Consider the following 16,739-nt stretch of genomic DNA (forward strand, 5'->3'; position numbering starts at 1 on the left):
TTCAAGGGAAATTTCGCGATGTATGATTTCACCGCACTCGTCACCTGCCTGTCGATCCTGCTCTACCTCTTCACCAGCATTCAGGTGTCGCGAGCGCGCATGGCCTACGGCGTCAAATTGCCGGCGATATCCGGCCATCCGGACTTCGAGCGGGTGTTTCGCGTGCAGATGAACACGCTGGAATGGATGCCGATCTTTCTGCCGTCGCTCTGGCTGTTTGCGATCTATATCGGCGATGCCAGCGCCGCAGCGCTTGGCCTGGTCTGGATCGTGGGCCGCATTCTCTACATGGTCGGCTATATGCGAGCGGTCGAAAAACGCGGGCCGGGCTTTGCCATTCAGGCACTCGCCTGCATCGTCCTCTGGCTGGGTTCGCTCGGCGCCATCATCTGGCGGCTTGTACACGCGTGAAGACTGGCACGGATCCTCATGGATACGGACTCATGAACAAAGCCTGATCGAAGTCAGCTTTGGGCGCCATCGTTGACCCAAGGCCGACATCGCGTCAGGCCCGAACCGTCCCCAAAAAGGGCGGTATTGGCGTTATAGCTGCGGCTGATTGTGATCCGGACAATTAACCGCCCGCTGTCTTTACCTGCTTTGACGGTATAGCGGCTGTTGAGTTTCAATGCATCGTCAGCCATCTTATCGATATGACATTGATCCCGATACTTGCGGCAGCGATCGGCATCATTTGGATCGCAGAGCGCAGCGTTGAGCACCTTGCACTGGCCATTGCCGCGCTGTGCTTCAGTGCTGCGTTATTGCTGTTCGTGCTCGGCGATTTCGAACGAGCTATTTTATTGTCGTCGATTCTGGCATTGGCAATTTTCGGAGCATCAAGCGTCAAGTACAAACATAGCGGGCGGAAGCTGATCGTCGCGGATCTGCCGCTGGCGTTTGCGGGAACAGTCCCGTTCTTTTTCGTACAGTATCCGCTTGCGGTATTCACTGTTGTCGCTGGAAGCCTCGCACTCATTGTTGCCGCCGTTGCAGCTCTCTACCTGCCGGGGCCGCCGGTTTCCCAAGAACTTCAAATTATCTTTTTCGGCATTACCCTTGCCAGTCTGATCGCCGCATACCGGGCAAGCGGCGGAGCCATTACGTTCCAGCAGATCGCGGCGCAGCGGCGATGCTTCTTTTCAAGCTTCATGGCCTCCCTTCTCGATCCGCTCTCCTGGCGGCAGTTCGGCGGCCTGGCGCTGAGCGATATCGCCAGCGACCCGCTGCCGCTGATAGCGGCCATTCCGGCACGCAGCTTCGATTATCCCGACATTATCGTCATCCAGCATGAATCGATCTTCGACCCGCGCGTGTACGGGCTTCCGGTTGAGCCGGTTGTCGAGGCGTTTCTGTCTCCGAAACACGCGCTCTATGGAAGCCTTAACGTCGATATTTTTGGCGGCGGATCATGGCAATCCGAATTCAGCCTGCTGACCGGCCTTTCCAGCGCGAGCTTCGGGTCAAATGCCTATTTCCTGTTTAAGCGAGGTGCCGGCCGATTCCATAACAGCCTTCCCCATTCGCTGACGGCGCTTGGATACAAGACGACGCTCGCATCCAGCTGCCGCCGCAACTTTCTCAACTATGATGAGTTTTACCGTTCGATCGGTATCAGCGAACGTATTTTTACCGATGATTTTCCGTTGCCGTTCGACATCGCTCGATTTGAAACGACCAATTCCGACGCCTTGTTTCTGGATGCCGCAATCGACGCCCATGCAAAAGGGATCGCGGAGGACGCAACACCCCGGTTTCTATATGCGCTGACCAACTTCAATCATGGCCCGCACAACCGAAAGCTGGCCGCATCCGGATGCTTCGAGCGCGAGCGGGCCTTTGCCGCCACAAGCCTTCCCGATCCCTATTATGCGGAGTATTACGCGCGCCTTGTGGAAACTGCCGAGACCTGGAAAAGACTCAAGTCCGAACTCTCAACCCGTTTTCCCAAACGTCCAGCGCTGATCGTCCACTACGGAGATCATCAACCCGTGATGACGCGGCGGATCGAGGCAAAACTCAAGCTGCCGGCAGATGCCAAGCGCCAGTTCCGCACCTTCTATGCCATCGAAACCTTGAATTTCGACTTAGGCCGGCTTGCTTCCGGACGAGGCAGGGATCTTGATGTTGCCTTTCTTGGGACCGTCGCTTTGCAGCGGGCAGGTTTGCCGCTCGACGAGATTTTTGCCACGCGCGCGACCCTTCTCGAGCAGTGTGGTGAATCCTACTTCGCGTCCTCGTCGGAACGAAAGCGCCGCTTCCACCGCACGCTCGTCGAACGAGGCGTGATCGATGTGGCGCCAGCCGTGCGGTATCAATATTAAACACGCACGGACGTTACGGCCGGCAATGCCAGCCGGTGCGACACGTTGCGCCCGGGACAGGGTAGCTTGCGGTCACTTCGTCAGTGGGCAGCCGCTGTTCTTGGCGGAAGGGAACGCCTGGTCGCCCGGCACGACGGCGAGCTGCTTGTAATAGTCCCACGGCTTCCTCGATTCCGACGGCTTCTTGACCTCGAACAGATAGAGGTCATGCACCATGCGGCCGTTTTCGAGAACCTTGCCGCCTTGGGCAAAGGCGTCGTCGACCGGCAACTCCTTCAGTTTCTTGACCACCGCATCGGAGTCCTTGGTGCCTGCGGCCTTTACCGCCTTGAGATATTGCAGCGTCGCCGAATAGGTGCCGGCATGGATCATGCTCGGCATCCGGCCGGTACGCTGCATGAAGCGTTCGCCAAAGGCGCGCGATCTGTCATCGCGATCCCAATAAAAACCTTCCGTCAGCACGAGGCCCTGCGCCGCCTGCAATCCGAGACCATGCACTTCCGACAGGGTCATCAAGAGGCCGGCAAGCTTCTGGCCACCATTGACGATGCCGAATTCCGCCGCCTGCTTGATCGAGTTCGTCGTATCTAACCCGGCATTGGCAAGACCAACGATCTTGGCTTTCGAGCTTTGCGCCTGCAGCAGAAACGAGGAGAAGTCCGAAGAGTTCAGGGGAATGCGGACCGAGCCGAGCACCTTGCCGCCATTGGCCTGGACGATATCGCTGGTGTCCTTTTCAAGCGAATAACCGAAAGCATAATCGGCAGTCAGGAAAAACCAGCTATCGCCGCCGGCCTTGACCAGCGCACCGCCAGTGCCGACCGCGAGCGCGTGCGTATCGAAAGCCCAGTGGAAGCCGTACGGCGTGCAAGCGTCGCCGGTGATCCGCGAGGTCGCGGCGCCCACCACGATGTCGATCTTCTTTTTCTCCCTCGAAAGATCCTGGACCGCCAGCGCCACCGACGACGTCGTCAGCTCTGTGATCATGTCGACGCCTTCGACATCATACCAGCGCCGCGCGATGCTGGCGGCGAGGTCCGGCTTGTTCTGGTGGTCGGCCGTGACCATTTCGATCTTCTGGCCGAGCACGCTGCCGCCGAAATCCTCGATCGCCATCCGAGCGGCCTCGACGGAATATTTGCCGCCGTAGTCTGCGTAGACCCCCGATTGATCGTTCAGAATGCCGATCTTGACGCCCTGCGCCGAAGCCGGCGCGGCGATCAAAAGGCCACCCATGGCGGCAGCCGCCCACACTATCGATTTCATCCCTGTCTCCACAGCGCTTCTGTTGCCCGCATGATTCTTATAACCCTGCAGCCACCCACCTATTTCCGACAAGCAGATCGCATCAAGGCGTCGAGAGCCTTGCTGCCGCCCCTACGATATCAGACTGCAGTCGGCTTTTCACGGCGTGGCCGTGGATCGGCCAGGCCGCGGACCACCATGTAGAAGATCGGCGTGAAGATCAGCCCGAACAGCGTCACCCCGAGCATGCCGAAAAACACGGCGACACCGACCGCCTGCCGCATTTCAGACCCCGAGCCGGAAGAAATCACCAGCGGCAGCACGCCGAGGATGAACGCAAACGACGTCATCAGGATCGGCCGCAGCCGCAGCCGGCAGGCTTCGATGACGGCTTCCAGACGTTCCCGGCCTTCGGCCTCGATGTCGCGGGCGAACTCGACGATCAGGATCGCGTTCTTCGCCGCCAGCCCTACGAGAACCACGAACCCGATCTGGGTGAGGATGTTGACGTCCTGCCCCATGATCCGCACCCCGATGGTGGCTGCGAGCAGGCACATCGGCACGATCAGGATGACGGCAAACGGCAGGCTCCAGCTGCCATATTGCGCCGCCAGCACCAGGAACACGAACAGCACGCAGATCGGAAATACATAGAGACCCGCGTTTGCCCCCGTGACCTGCTGATAGGACAGGTCGGTCCACTCATAGGAGAAACCGCTGGGCAGCGTCTCTTCCGCCAACTGCTTCATCGTGTTGATCGCGGTTGTTGAGCTCGTTCCCGGCAGCGTGTCGCCCTGAAGTTCTGATGACGTGTAGAGGTTGTAACGGGCGACGCGATCCGGTCCTGCGATATCGCTGAAATTCACGACGCTGCCGAGCAGCACCATGTCGCCCGCGGCGTTGCGGGTGCGCAGGCGCGCGAGATCGGCAGTTTCCTTGCGGAACGGCAGATCCGCCTGCGCGGTGACGTGATAGGTGCGGCCGAGAATATTGAAGTCGTTGACATAGGCCGAGCCGAAATAAGTCTCGATCGCGTCCGTGACGTTCTGGATGGGAACACCGAGCTTTTGCGCCTTGATGCGGTCGATGTCGACGAACACCTGCGGCGTGTTCGCCGCGTAGGGAGAAAACACCGCAGTCAGCCCCGGCGCCTTGCGCGCTGCCGCCACCAGATCGTCGGTCACCTGCGCCAGCAGCTCGCTGCCGCGGCCCTGGCGATCCTCAATGCGCATCGTAAAGCCGCCGCCGGTGCCGATCCCGGGGACCGAGGGCGGCGGAATGACGATGATGAACGCGTCCTCCAGGCTGGCCAGCCGTTTTCGCAGTTCGGCTGTGATCGAGGTCGCCGTCAGGCCCTTCTTGGCGCGCGCTTCCGGCTCGTCGAACACTGGAAACAGCGCCGCAGCATTGCTGGCCTGGGTACGGGTGGCGCCGGACAGACCGGCGAACGACGGCACGCGCACGATGCCCGGGGTGCCCAGTGCGATTTCCTCGATCTTGCGAACGACTTCGGTGGTCCGCGTAAGCGAAGCGGCGCCGGGTAATTGCACGGCAACGATGACGTAGCCCCGATCCTGCGCGGGAATGAAGCCTTGCGGCGTGGTGACGATCAACCACCCCGCGCTGCCGATCAGCACCACATAGACCAGCAGCATCACGACCGAATGCCGGATCACAAAGCCCGCCACGCTCGCATAGCCATGCGACAGCCGATCAAAGCCGCGGTTGAAATAGCCGGTAAACCCCTCCCAGCCGCGCCCGATGAAATTCCAGGCTGCCGACGGCTTCTTTTCTTCATGCGGCTGCAGAATCAGCGAGGCCAATGCGGGAGAAAGCGTCAGCGAACAGAAGCAGGAGATCGCCGTTGCGACCGCGATGGTGATGGCGAATTGCTGAAAGAACTGTCCGGAGATGCCGCCGAGAAACGCGGTTGGCACGAATACCGCACAGAGCACGAGCGCGATCGAGACCAGCGCGCCGCCGACTTCCTCCATCGTCTTCAGCGCGGCATCACGCCGGCTCATGCCGTCACGAAGATGCCGCTCGACGTTTTCGACCACCACAATGGCGTCGTCGACCACGATGCCGACCGCGAGAACAAGACCGAACAAGGTCAGGTTGTTGATTCCAAATCCCAGCGCCGCCATCACCGCGAAGGTGCCGACCAGCGATACCGGAATCGCGACAATCGGGATGATGGCAGGTCGCCACCCCTGCAGGAACACCAGCACGACGATGACGACGAGCACCATCGCCTCATAGATCGTCTTGATCAGTTCGCTGATGGACTGGGCGATGAATTCCGTCGGGTTGTAGCCGATATTATATTCAAGCCCGCGAGGGAAATTGGCCTTGAGCTTCGCCATCGTATCGGAAATGTTTTTTGCGGTGGCCAGCGCATTCGAGCCGGGCCGCTGGGTCACCAGCAGCGCGACCGCGGACTTCCGAAGCAGGAAACTGTTGGTGGAATAGTCCAGCGCGCCCAATTCGATCCGGGCCACGTCACGCAGCCGCACCGTGCGTCCGTCAGATCCGGCCTTGATGACGATGTCCTCGAACTGTTGCGGGTCTTTCAACCGCCCCGTAAAAGTCAGATTCGGCTGGAACGCCCGGTCGACGATCGGGGGCGCCCCCAATTGGCCACCGGTGATCTGCAGATTCTGGGCACGGATCGCCGCCAGCACGTCGCCCGCTGTCAGACCCAGGTTGGCGATCCGGTCCGGATCGAGCCACAGGCGCATCGAGTAATCGCGCGCGCCAAAAATCTGGATGTCGCCGATTCCGTCCAGCCGCAGTAATTGGTCGCGGACCTGCAACAACGCGTAGTTGCTGATGTAGAGCTGGTCGAACGTGTCGTCCGGCGACAGCATGAACACGACCAGCAATATGTCAGGACTGTTCTTCTCCGTGACGACGCCGTTGCGCTGGACCTCCTCCGGCAACTGAGGCTGCGCGATCGCAACCCGGTTCTGAACCAGCACCTGGGCCTTGTCGAGATCGGTACCCAGCTTGAACGTGACGGTGATGGTAAGCTGACCGTTCGAGGTCGCCTGGCTGTACATATACAGCATGTCTTCGACACCGTTGATCTGCTGCTCGATCGGCGCAGCGACAGTGTCGGAAACGGTTTGCGCGGAAGCGCCGGGATATTGCGTCGTCACCACGACAGTCGGAGGAACCACCTGCGGATACTCCGCGACCGGCAGCGTGGTGTAGGCAATGGCGCCGACGATCACCAGCACGATGGACAGCACCATCGCGAGGATCGGCCGGTTGATGGAAAGCTGACCGAGATTCATGTCTTGCTGCCGGCAGGAGCGGCCTGGGCGGCGTGCGGGCTCACTTTCGCCCCGACGCGGGCGCGCTGGATGCCATCGACGATCACGCGATCGTCCGGCTTCAGGCCTTCGCGAATGACGCGCAGGCCGTCATCGAGCGGACCGAGCGTCACGGCGCGAGCCTCGACGGTGTCGTCGTCCTTCACCACGAAGACGATCTTGCGCGATTGATCGGTCGCAACAGCGGAATCCGGCAGCAGCAGCGCCTCATAGGGCGAGCTTCCGATCAGCCGCACCCGGCCGAACTGCCCGGGCAAAATGGAGAGGTCCTTGTTCGGGATCACCGCCCGCCCGCGCAGCGTGCCGGTGCTGAGATCCAGCCGGTTGTCGAGGAAATCCACCTTGCCATCATGCGACGGTTTGGTTTCGCCCACCAGCGTCACCTGAACGGGGTTTGGCGTTTCGCGCGAACTCGGCCGCTTGCCTGCAAAATAAAGCCGGTTGTTTCTGACATAGGTGGCTTCGTCCATGTCGAAATACACATAGATCGGGTCGAGCGAGACGATCGAGGTCAGCAGCGTCGAGCCGCTGTCGCTGCCTTGCACCAGATTGCCGACGCTGACGAGATGGCGGCTGACCCTGCCGCTGATCGGGGCCAGCACATGACTGAATTCGATGTTGAGCTGGGCCGCCTTCAGCGCGCCTTCGGCGACGGTCTCGGCGGCGTGCGCCGCCTGCAAGGCTTGCCGGCGCTGGTCGACGACCTGTTCGGAGACCGCACTGGTCTCGACCAGGGTCAGGCCACGATCGAGGTCGCGCTTGGCGAGTTCCGCCTTCGCCCGCGCGTCCGCAAGCTGGCCGTCTGCCTGGGTCGCCACTGCCTCGAACGGACGCGGGTCGATGATGTAGAGCAGGTCGCCGGCACGAACCATGTCGCCGTCCTTGAACTCGACATTGGTGACAAAGCCGCCGACCCGGGCGCGGACCTGCACCTCTTCCACAGCCTCGAACCGGCCGGTGAATTCATCCCAATCCGTGACGGTGCGCTTGGTAGGCACCGCGACGGTGACCGGTGGCGCTGCGGCCGCCGCCTGCGGCGCGGGCTTGTCACCGCAGCCGGACAAGGCGACGGCCAAGAGAACAGCCAACGATACCAGGCCGCCGCGTGAATGGAGCTTAAAGATTATTGTTTGAGCTGACTTCTCCCATTTCACGGCCGCGAGCATGGCGCCTCCTCTGTACTCTTTGCCGCGATCAATCGAGGCGGCCGCTCGTCGCGGCTGGATCAAGATGAGAGCAGCGACCAGTCTGTTCAATAACGGGCCAGGATCAAGCGAAATATTTGTGCGTGCGAGCGCTGCGTTTCACGCTGTTTTTGCAATATGGCGAGCAAATCAATCTATCCGACATCAAGATCTGCCGGACTCATGGCGCCGATTGCCGGCCTGGCAGAACAAAGAGCTTCCGATCTCGCAAACATTTGGACCGGATGATTTCGCACCGATGATCGACGGCGGCGGAATCCCATCGCTCGCAAAATGAGATCGCATGAGTGCGGAGGAATTCGCGCTCATGTTCTGGTCGTGGAGCCATCCGACCAAGATGACGTTGGCGCGATACGCGCAAATCAATTTGCGCGAACATGTGGTCTGAACTCAAAAAGGTGACGCGACAGATCGACCGCAGCGCTTGCAGGCGGCGACGGAGTGCGATCGCGCTGATCGGCCGAATTCAACTCGGCCAGCCATTTTAGAAGCATTCAACGCACAACGGCGCTGCTGCGTCGGAATAGTGCGATCTCCACTGGGTATGTACGGGATACAGCGACATAACGTCGCTGCAGATTACTATTATTCTAATTCTAATGTGGGGCGTCACGTGAAAATCGAAAAGCTCGTTAGAGAGCCAGGGGTCGGCACAAGGGTCAACAATCGCGTCGACATTTATCAGCGTGGGCGTGCGTATTGCCACGCTGGATTTTTCTGCATCGCGATGGTGGCGTTCCTGCCTGCATCAGTGCAGGCCCAAACAACCGACAGGCCGACGAGCCTTCCTCCGGTGCAGATCGATGCGCCGAAAAATCGCCCCGCCCAGAAGCGGGCGCCCGCGACCGCAACAGCCGCGGCAAAACGAAGGACCGCGCGCTCGAACCAGCCGCCCAAGCCGGCGGCGCAAACGGCGGCTGTGGTCGACACCGGCAACGGCCCGAACAACAACAATTCCGGTCCTCCGCTGCAACAGGCGCCGTCGCTCGGCAAGACCGGAACCAAGCTCGAGGATTTGCCCGTCAGTGTGCAGATCATTCCCCGCGAAGTTCTCACCGAGCAAGGCACCACGACGCTGCGCGACGCCGTCACCAACGCCAGCGGCATCAATACCGGCGGCCAGGATTCACTGGGCTATTTCGATCACTTCCTGATCCGCGGCCTGAACGCCCAGGTCTATACCGACGGCTTTTCTGACGGCGATCAGCTCGGCGGTCTGACGCATACGCTGAACGGTGTGCGACGGATCGAAATTCTGGAAGGCCCGGGCTCGGCGTTGTTCGGCAGCGGACCCCCCGGCGGCACCATCAACATCGTCCACTACGATCCATCGCCCGTGTTTCATTGGGGCAGCAGCTTGCAGGCGGGATCGTTTGGGACCGTCATCAACAGCAATTACGTTACCGGCCCCACCACCATCGACGGCCTGAACTATCGGATCGACACCACCTTCTCGCGCGCGGACGGTTTTCGCGATCTTGCGAGCAGGGACTACGAGGTCCGCCCTGAATTCACTTGGCATGTCCAGGACCACACCCTCACCTTCGCCCTCGACGCCCGCCATATCGAGCAAACACCCGATTCTTACGGCCTGATCTATCTGAACGGCTCGCCGATTACGGGTGTTTCGACCAGCGCGAAGTACTCGACGCCGTTTTCTTTCGCCGATCAGGACTACATCCGCCCCACGCTGACCGACAAATGGGACGTCACGGACTTCCTGACCATCAATAACCGCTTCTCCTATACGCATCGCGACATCGACGTGATGCGTAACAACGACAGCATGAGCTCCACCGGCACGCATATCGTCGGAGATACGCTCGTTGGCCGGCAATTGCGCTCACAGGACGATTCAGACGGCAGCTTGGACTATCAGTTCGAGCCGGTCTGGAAGTTTGGTACGGGCTCGGTGCAGCACACCCTGCTGACCGGCTTCGAATATCAGCATCAGGTTCTGGATACGCAGCGCAGGACGGCCGATCTTCCGAACATCGCCAATATCTTCGCACCGACGCCGCCGGAGTTGTCGCCGGCCAGCCTGAATTTCCAGTGCGACGCCAAACATTCCTGCGACAATGATCATCTGGTGGCGGATTATTATGGCTTCTACGCCACCGACCAGATGGACCTGACCGACAAATGGAAGCTCCGCGTCGGCCTCCGCCAGGACTTCTATCACGAGGTGCTGGATCCGCTGATCACCGTGCCGGGCCGCTTCACCAACACCGGCGTACCGCTTATCGCTGGCGTACCGGAAAGCCGCAACGACTCGCCGGTGAGCTGGAACGTCGGCACGCTCTACAAGATCTACCCCGGTATCTCGCCCTATGTTGGAGTCTCGAAGAGCTACCTTTCAAATTTCAACTCGGAAAATACCTTTAACGGCATCGGCGCGCCGGAGTCGGCGCTGCAATATGAGGCCGGCGTCAAGTTCTCGATGTTCCACGACAAGGTCGTTTTGGACACTTCGGCCTTTAACATCTCACGTGATAATGTCGCCACGCTGTTCAGCAACAGCCTCGGCCAGGAATCGGTCGCCTTCGACAGCCAGCTCATCAATGGTGTCGAGGCGTCGCTGGATGCAGCGATCACCGAGCAGTGGCATCTGCTCGCCAATGCGACCGCGATGGAGGCTGTCGTGACCAATGCTCCGCAGGCCCTGACGACAGTGGGCAATCATCCGCAGGGCGTTCCGGCCTATATGGCGAACCTCTGGAGCACCTACAAATTTTCGATTGGTGGCGTGCCGGGCTTCCAGGTAGGCGCCGGCGTCAACTATCGGGACAAGACCTATAGTGATACGACCAACGTCAACTCCGTCCCCGCCTTCGTGATCGGCAACGCGATGATCGGCTGGGACAATGCCAATTGGGGCGTCGCGCTGAACGTGAAAAACATTACCAACGAACGCTATTTCGTTGCCGCGAACGGCGCCGGCGGATTTGTGGGCGAAGGACTGGGCGCCTTCGTCACCGTCCGCTACCACGAATGAATGGATGCTTCGTCCGCGGCGTGATCGGTACGCCGCGGGCTCGGCACAATAAGACCTGCGGCCGCGCCCATGACGCTGGGGTAGTCAGCAGGAACGCAAACTCAGCCGCTGTCGCGCAGCACGAGTTCAAAACCGAGATCGACGTGGCGCGGCCCACTGCGCGTCAGCATCAGCTTTGCCGCGGTACGGCCGATGGCATCGCCATGAACGCGAATAGTGCTGAGGCTCGGCGCGATTAGCCGGCCCATCTCGAGATCACCGAGGCCGATGACGGCAACCGGCTGTTCGGTAGCCGGTCCGATCCGTAGCAGTCCGGCTTTTCGCAGGCCCGCCATGAAGCCGATGGCATGCGCATCATTGGCGGCAAACACCGCATCGACGCCGGGCAACTCGGCCAGCGCGACGGTGCTGCCCGTGGCATTGCGTTCCAGGATCAACCGGCGCGGCATTTTGGCGCCGGCAGCCACAGCGGTGTCCGAGAATCCATGCCAGCGCCGCGTCGCCCGGGGGTCGTCGCCGCCGATGAATGCCAGGTGCCGGCGGCCCTGCGCAAACAGATGCTGCGCCACTGCGACACCGGCGGCGTAATTGTCAAATCCGGCGACCGCATCGATCGGATCCGTCGGCAACTCCCAGGTCTCGACGATCGGAATGCCGGCGCGCCGCAGTAATCTTGCACCGTCATCGGTGGCAGGCGAGCCCACCATGATGATGGCCTCGGGGCGCCGCGACAGCAGCGCAGCCAGCATATGATCCTCGCGTGCGGCGTCGTAACGCGACTGCGCCAGGATCACGGCATAGCCGAGCGGCTCCAGTTCGTCGGACAGGCCCTGCACGGTATCGGCGAAAATCGAGTTCGCGATCGTCGGCACCAGCACGCCGACCGAACTGGTGCGGGCGCTCGCCAGCGAGCCGGCGACCAGATTGGGCACGTAGCCCAATTCCCGCATCGCCGCTTCGACCCGAGCCCGGGTTTCGGGCGCCACCAGATTGGGCAGGCGCACCACGCGGCTGACGGTGATCGCCGACACCCCGGCCAGTTTGGCCACGGCAGACAGCGTCGGAGCGGAATGGGGTTCATTGGAGTCAGCAGCGTTCATCCGGGAACTCTAGCGAGCGCCGGTCAGGAATGCACGATTTGGCTTGTTTCAACCAAATGACAGCGCTATCATTAGCGCAAATACCGGTTACTAGGGAGAAACCGATGATTTCAGAACAGGATGTGGAGACCTATCGGCGCGACGGCGTGATCGTGGTGCCCGAAGTATTGGACCAGAAAACGCTGGCCGAAGTGCGCGGCGTGATCACTGAGCTGGTCGCGGGATCAGCCAAGACGCTAGAGCATACCGATGTCTATGACCTCGAGCCCGGCCACACCGCCGAAAGCCCCCGCGTCCGCCGGATCAAGGCGCCGCACAAGGTGCATGCCATCTTCAACGATATCGTGCGCAGCCCGGCTATCATCGACATCTTGACGAAATTGATCGGCCCGGGCCTGAGGCTGCACGGCTCCAAGCTCAATATGAAGTCGGCGCGTTACGGATCGCCGGTCGAGTGGCACCAGGATTGGGCTTTCTATCCGCACACCAATGACGATGTGCTCGCGATCGGCGTGCTGCTGGACGACTGCGACATCACCAACGGACCGATGCTGGTCACGCCGGGCACGCACACCGGCGAGGTCTGGAACCATCACGGCGATGACGGCTGCTTCGCAGGTCTGATCGATCCCGATACCATCAAGAGCGAGATCGATCGCGCGCTGCCTTGCATGGGCCGGGCCGGCAGCATGTCGTTCCATCATGTTCGCGCGCTGCACGGATCTGCGCTGAACACCTCGGACCGTCCGCGCAACCTCTTGCTCTACGAAGTTGCGGCAAGCGACGCGTGGCCGCTGATGGGCGTCAAGGATTTCGACGAATTCAACAGCCGTCTGCTGTCCGGCGATCCGGTCGTGGAGCCGCGGATGACCAATGTTCCCGTGCGCCTTCCGCTGCCCCCCGCCAGGCGACAGGGGTCGATCTACGAAACGCAGTCCGCGTCGAAGAAATCTTACTTCACCCGCGCCGCGTGATGCCGACGCGCCCGCGCCATACGCGGGCGTCTACGATCAAGATAACGATGAAAACAAAATGACAAAAAAGCAAAACGGGGGAAACGATGACGGAGAAGACAGCCGATAGCAGCATGCGTGCGCGCTTGCGCGTGATCCTCGCGGCCAGTGTCGGGTCCGCGCTCGAGTGGTACGACTTTTTCCTGTACGGCACTGCCGCAGCGCTGGTGTTCGGGGATCTCTTCTTTCCGAAAAGCGATCCGGCAATCGGCACGCTGCTGTCGTTCCTGACCTTCGGCGTCGGCTTCGTGGTGCGGCCGCTGGGCGGCATCATGGGCGACCGGTTCGGACGAAAACCAGTGCTGGTAGCAACATTGCTGATGATCGGCATCGGCACCACGGCGATCGGTCTGTTGCCGACCTATGCCCAAGTCGGTATTTGGGCGCCGGTCATGCTGGTCGGCCTGCGCGTGATCCAGGGGTTGGGAGCCGGCGCCGAATATGGCGGCGCGGTGATCTATCTGGTGGAGAACGCACCGGCGCGCCATCGCGGCTTCTGGGGCAGTTTTGCGCCGCTCGGCGTATCGATCGGCAATCTGCTCGCGGCGGCTGCTTTCGCACTCGTCACCACGCTGCCGCATGACGAACTGATGTCGTGGGGCTGGCGGCTGCCGTTCCTGGCGAGTTTCACCCTTATTCTGGTCGGCATTTTCGTGCGCTTGCGGGTCGCGGAAACCCCGGTCTTTACCGAAGCGGTGCTGGCGCGCGGCAAGGTCGAACGCAATCCGGCGATGCAAGCGCTGCGCCGGCATCCCCGAAATTTCATGGTGGTGCTGGGCGCGCGGCTGGCCGAAAACGGGCTTGGCTATCTGTTTCCGGTATTTGGCCTCAACTACATCATCACCACGCTGGGCGTACCGAAATCTCAGGCGCTGAGCGCGTTGATGCTGGCCTTCGTCGTCGAACTGTTCGCCATCGTCAGCTTTGCGTCGCTGTCGGACCGTATCGGCCGGCGTCCGGTCTACATATTCGGCGCGCTGGCCGGCATAGCATTCGCCTTCCCGTTCTTCTGGCTGATCGAAACCAAAGAGTGGATCTGGATCGCGCTGGCGTTCCTGGTGGCGCGGGCCGTGGTGACGGCGGCCATGTTCGGCCCGCAGGCGGCCTATTTTGCCGAGCTGTTTCCGCCGCAGCGGCGCTTTGCCGGCTTTGCTTTCGCGCGCGAATTGGGTTCGCTGCTGGCCGGCGGTCCTGCACCGGCGCTCGCCGCCGCGCTGGTGGCATGGTCCGGAAGCTGGTGGCCGGTTGCGTGCTACGCAGCCGTTCTGTCCGGACTGACCGCGGTTGCGATCTGGGCCGGGCCCGAAACCTATGAAGAGAGCATCACCGTCGACAACACGTCCGACGGCGCCATGCACCCCGCGGCAATACCGTTGCAAGCCTGAACCATGGCGCAGCAACTTCGTATCCTGCAGTCGCTCTGGGCGATGGAGCGGCGGCTGGCCGATGAGCCGGAATTGCCGCTGCAGACGCAGCTTGCCATGATCCGCGATGCCGGCTTCGACGGCGCCGGCGTCCGCTTCGTCAACCCTGCTTTCGCAACGGAAGTGACCTGCTTCCTGCGCGACCACGGCATGATGTGGGCGCAGTGCTACCCGACCGATGTCGATGATCTCAAACCGGTGCTGGAACTGGTAGCGCGGCTCGGGGACGATCACGTCAACCTGCAGCCGAACGTGCGGCCGCATCGGATCGAACAATGCATTCCGCTGCTCGACGGCTGGCGGCGGCTGGCCGATCAGGCGGGCGTGGCGGTGCACGTCGAAACCCATCGCGACCGCATGACCACCGACCTGTTCTTCACGTTGCAACTGCTGGATTGTTTTCCAGATCTGCGGCTGACGGCGGACGTTTCGCATTATCTCGTGGGCCGCGAGTTCGCCTGGCCGGTGGACGAGGTGAACCATGCGATGATCCATCGCATTCTGGATCATAGCTGGGGCATTCATGGACGGATCGCGAGCCGCGAGCAGGTGCAGATTTCGCTCGGCTTTCCGCAGCACGCGGGCTGGGTCGCGTTGTTCATGGGCTGGTGGGAATACGCCATCCGCTCCTGGCGGAAACGGGCGAAACCTGACGCGGTGCTGACCTTCCTGTGCGAACTTGGTCCGCCGCCTTACGCCATCACCGGACCCGACGGCGCCGAGCTGTCGCTGGCAGGACGCGCTGGTCATGAAGGATATGATCCGGGCGCTGTGGCAGCGCATCATCGACGAGGAAGCGCTCGGCCCATCAAGGTTACGGCTGAACGGACGGACGGCCCTATCGGGACGTTATGCAGTTCCCCTCTCCGCATGTACTGCGCTAGACTGATCTCAAACCGCGGTAAAAAATGTCCGGGGAGGACAACGTCGTGCGCAAGGGACGAGTTGTATTCGGCGCCATGGACGAGGTGGTGTTCGGCACGCCGGCTGCGGCGGCGATCGTGGAGCAGATGGATCGCCTGCGTGCCGAGCGCGCGTTTCTCATGGTCAGCGGCACGCTCAACCGCGAAACCGACGAGATCGAGAAAATCCGCAACAGCCTCGGGTCTCGCTGCGTGGCGACCTTCGATTCGATGCCGCCGCACACACCGCGAGAGGCCGTCATCGCTGCCGCCGCGCAGGCCCGCGCGGCCAACGCCGATCTGATCGTCACCGTCGGCGGCGGCTCGATCACCGACGGCGCCAAGGCGGTGCAAATCTGCCTCGCCAACCACATCAATACCGTCGAGGGCATCGATGCGATCCGGGTGCGTAAAGGCATCACACCGCCGATGACGGCGCCGATCGTGCGCCAGATCAGCGTGCCGACGACCATTGCCGGCGGCGAGTTCAGCGCGGCGGCCGGTGTCACCAATCAGCGCATTCGCGTCAAGGAAATGCTGCGTCATGAGCTGACGATACCGCGCGCTGTGATCCTCGATCCCGCCGTCACCGTGCACACGCCGCAATGGCTGTGGCTTTCGACCGGTATCCGCGCCGTCGATCATTGTGTCGAAGGCTTGTGCTCGCTCGAGGCGCATCCCTACGCCGACGCCCAGGCGTTGAAGGGCCTTTCGATGCTGGCGCAGGCACTGCCGCGCGTGAAGGCCGACGCTGCCGATCTCGACGCCCGGCTGGATTGCCAGATCGGCACCTGGCTCTCGATGGGACCGTCATCCGCGGGCGTGCCGATGGGAGCGAGCCACGGCATCGGCTATGTGCTTGGTGCGGCGTTCGACGTGCCGCATGGCTATACGTCCTGCGTGATGCTGCCGTCGGTGATGCGCTGGAACAAACCTGCCAATGCCGAACGCCAGACGCTCGTCGCGGCCGCGATGGGACAGCCCGGCAAGGACGCCGCCGATGTGCTCGATGGCTTCATCCGCGGCCTCGGCATGCCGCGCAGCCTGCAGGACGTCCGCGTCGACCCCGAGCATTTCGACCGGATTGCCGAGCAGGCGATGCGCATACCCTGGATTCAGCGCAATCCGCGCAAGATCGATAGTCCGGCGCAATTGCGCGAGATTCTTCTTCTAGCCGCGTAGGAACATTGGAG

At 61.6% G+C, this 16,739-nt stretch carries 11 protein-coding genes and 1 pseudogene; 7 read left to right on the plus strand and 5 right to left on the minus strand.

What is annotated here, in order from left to right; genetic code table 11:
- Positions 1-18 precede the first annotated feature (18 nt).
- Positions 19-411 (plus strand): MAPEG family protein, encoded by a 393-nt coding sequence (locus BLV09_RS23135; RefSeq protein WP_146689031.1) that lies wholly within the window; start codon positions 19-21, stop codon positions 409-411.
- 53 nt (positions 412-464) lie between these two features.
- Here BLV09_RS23135 and BLV09_RS23140 read toward each other — a convergent pair whose 3' ends face one another.
- Positions 465-644, minus strand: coding sequence for a hypothetical protein (locus tag BLV09_RS23140; protein WP_146689032.1), 180 nt, complete (start codon positions 642-644; stop codon positions 465-467).
- A 9-nt stretch (positions 645-653) separates the two neighbouring features.
- Here BLV09_RS23140 and BLV09_RS23145 point away from each other — a divergent pair, with 9 nt between their 5' ends.
- Complete coding sequence (locus BLV09_RS23145) at positions 654-2,324, plus strand: sulfatase-like hydrolase/transferase (RefSeq protein WP_146689033.1); 1,671 nt, start codon at positions 654-656, stop codon at positions 2,322-2,324.
- 72 nt (positions 2,325-2,396) lie between these two features.
- On the opposite strand, the gene BLV09_RS23150 is transcribed toward BLV09_RS23145, so the two are convergent.
- The 3 genes from BLV09_RS23150 to BLV09_RS23160 form a co-directional block, all read right to left on the minus strand.
- Positions 2,397-3,590 (minus strand): ABC transporter substrate-binding protein, encoded by a 1,194-nt coding sequence (locus BLV09_RS23150; protein ID WP_146689034.1) that lies wholly within the window; start codon positions 3,588-3,590, stop codon positions 2,397-2,399.
- A gap of 119 nt (positions 3,591-3,709) precedes the next feature.
- Complete coding sequence (locus tag BLV09_RS23155) at positions 3,710-6,868, minus strand: efflux RND transporter permease subunit (RefSeq protein WP_146689035.1); 3,159 nt, start codon at positions 6,866-6,868, stop codon at positions 3,710-3,712.
- The gene (locus BLV09_RS23160) at positions 6,865-8,031 is read right to left on the minus strand and encodes an efflux RND transporter periplasmic adaptor subunit (protein ID WP_244549196.1); all 1,167 of its coding nucleotides are present in this window, start codon (positions 8,029-8,031) and stop codon (positions 6,865-6,867) included. Before BLV09_RS23160 ends, BLV09_RS23155 begins: the two co-directional genes overlap by 4 nt.
- 694 nt (positions 8,032-8,725) lie before the next feature.
- Between BLV09_RS23160 and BLV09_RS23165 the strand changes: the two genes are divergently transcribed.
- Positions 8,726-11,107, plus strand: coding sequence for a TonB-dependent receptor (locus BLV09_RS23165; protein ID WP_197684976.1), 2,382 nt, complete (start codon positions 8,726-8,728; stop codon positions 11,105-11,107).
- Between the two features lie 101 nt (positions 11,108-11,208).
- Here BLV09_RS23165 and BLV09_RS23170 read toward each other — a convergent pair whose 3' ends face one another.
- Positions 11,209-12,207, minus strand: a complete 999-nt coding sequence (locus tag BLV09_RS23170) for a LacI family DNA-binding transcriptional regulator (RefSeq protein ID WP_100384624.1) — start codon at positions 12,205-12,207, stop codon at positions 11,209-11,211.
- Positions 12,208-12,311: 104 nt separating this feature from the next.
- Here BLV09_RS23170 and BLV09_RS23175 point away from each other — a divergent pair, with 104 nt between their 5' ends.
- The 4 genes and pseudogenes from BLV09_RS23175 (at position 12,312) to BLV09_RS23190 (ending at position 16,728) form a co-directional block, all read left to right on the plus strand.
- On the plus strand, positions 12,312-13,181 hold the full coding sequence (locus tag BLV09_RS23175) for a phytanoyl-CoA dioxygenase family protein (protein WP_146689037.1): 870 nt from the start codon (positions 12,312-12,314) through the stop codon (positions 13,179-13,181).
- 86 nt (positions 13,182-13,267) lie between these two features.
- Positions 13,268-14,605 carry an MFS transporter gene (locus tag BLV09_RS23180; protein ID WP_146689038.1) on the plus strand — a complete coding sequence of 446 codons (1,338 nt, stop codon included), beginning with the start codon at positions 13,268-13,270 and terminating at the stop codon, positions 14,603-14,605.
- A gap of 3 nt (positions 14,606-14,608) precedes the next feature.
- Positions 14,609-15,428: pseudogene (locus BLV09_RS23185) on the plus strand (sugar phosphate isomerase/epimerase family protein); the annotation flags it as partial.
- A 145-nt stretch (positions 15,429-15,573) separates the two neighbouring features.
- Positions 15,574-16,728 (plus strand): iron-containing alcohol dehydrogenase, encoded by a 1,155-nt coding sequence (locus BLV09_RS23190; RefSeq protein WP_167558858.1) that lies wholly within the window; start codon positions 15,574-15,576, stop codon positions 16,726-16,728.
- The last annotated feature ends 11 nt before the right edge of the window (positions 16,729-16,739 follow it).

Source organism: Bradyrhizobium canariense, from assembly GCF_900105125.1.
GTDB classification, from domain to species: Bacteria; Pseudomonadota; Alphaproteobacteria; order Rhizobiales; family Xanthobacteraceae; genus Bradyrhizobium; species Bradyrhizobium canariense_A.

What these genes read in the sequence shown, in the direction of transcription:
- BLV09_RS23135 (WP_146689031.1), top strand. Translation starts at nt 19, where the DNA reads ATGTATGATTTCACCGCACTCGTCACCTGCCTGTCGATCCTGCTCTAC.
- BLV09_RS23140 (WP_146689032.1), bottom strand. Translation starts at nt 644, where the DNA reads ATGGCTGACGATGCATTGAAACTCAACAGCCGCTATACCGTCAAAGCA.
- BLV09_RS23145 (WP_146689033.1), top strand. Translation starts at nt 654, where the DNA reads ATGACATTGATCCCGATACTTGCGGCAGCGATCGGCATCATTTGGATC.
- BLV09_RS23150 (WP_146689034.1), bottom strand. Translation starts at nt 3,590, where the DNA reads ATGAAATCGATAGTGTGGGCGGCTGCCGCCATGGGTGGCCTTTTGATC.
- BLV09_RS23155 (WP_146689035.1), bottom strand. Translation starts at nt 6,868, where the DNA reads ATGAATCTCGGTCAGCTTTCCATCAACCGGCCGATCCTCGCGATGGTG.
- BLV09_RS23170 (WP_100384624.1), bottom strand. Translation starts at nt 12,207, where the DNA reads ATGAACGCTGCTGACTCCAATGAACCCCATTCCGCTCCGACGCTGTCT.
- BLV09_RS23175 (WP_146689037.1), top strand. Translation starts at nt 12,312, where the DNA reads ATGATTTCAGAACAGGATGTGGAGACCTATCGGCGCGACGGCGTGATC.
- BLV09_RS23180 (WP_146689038.1), top strand. Translation starts at nt 13,268, where the DNA reads ATGACGGAGAAGACAGCCGATAGCAGCATGCGTGCGCGCTTGCGCGTG.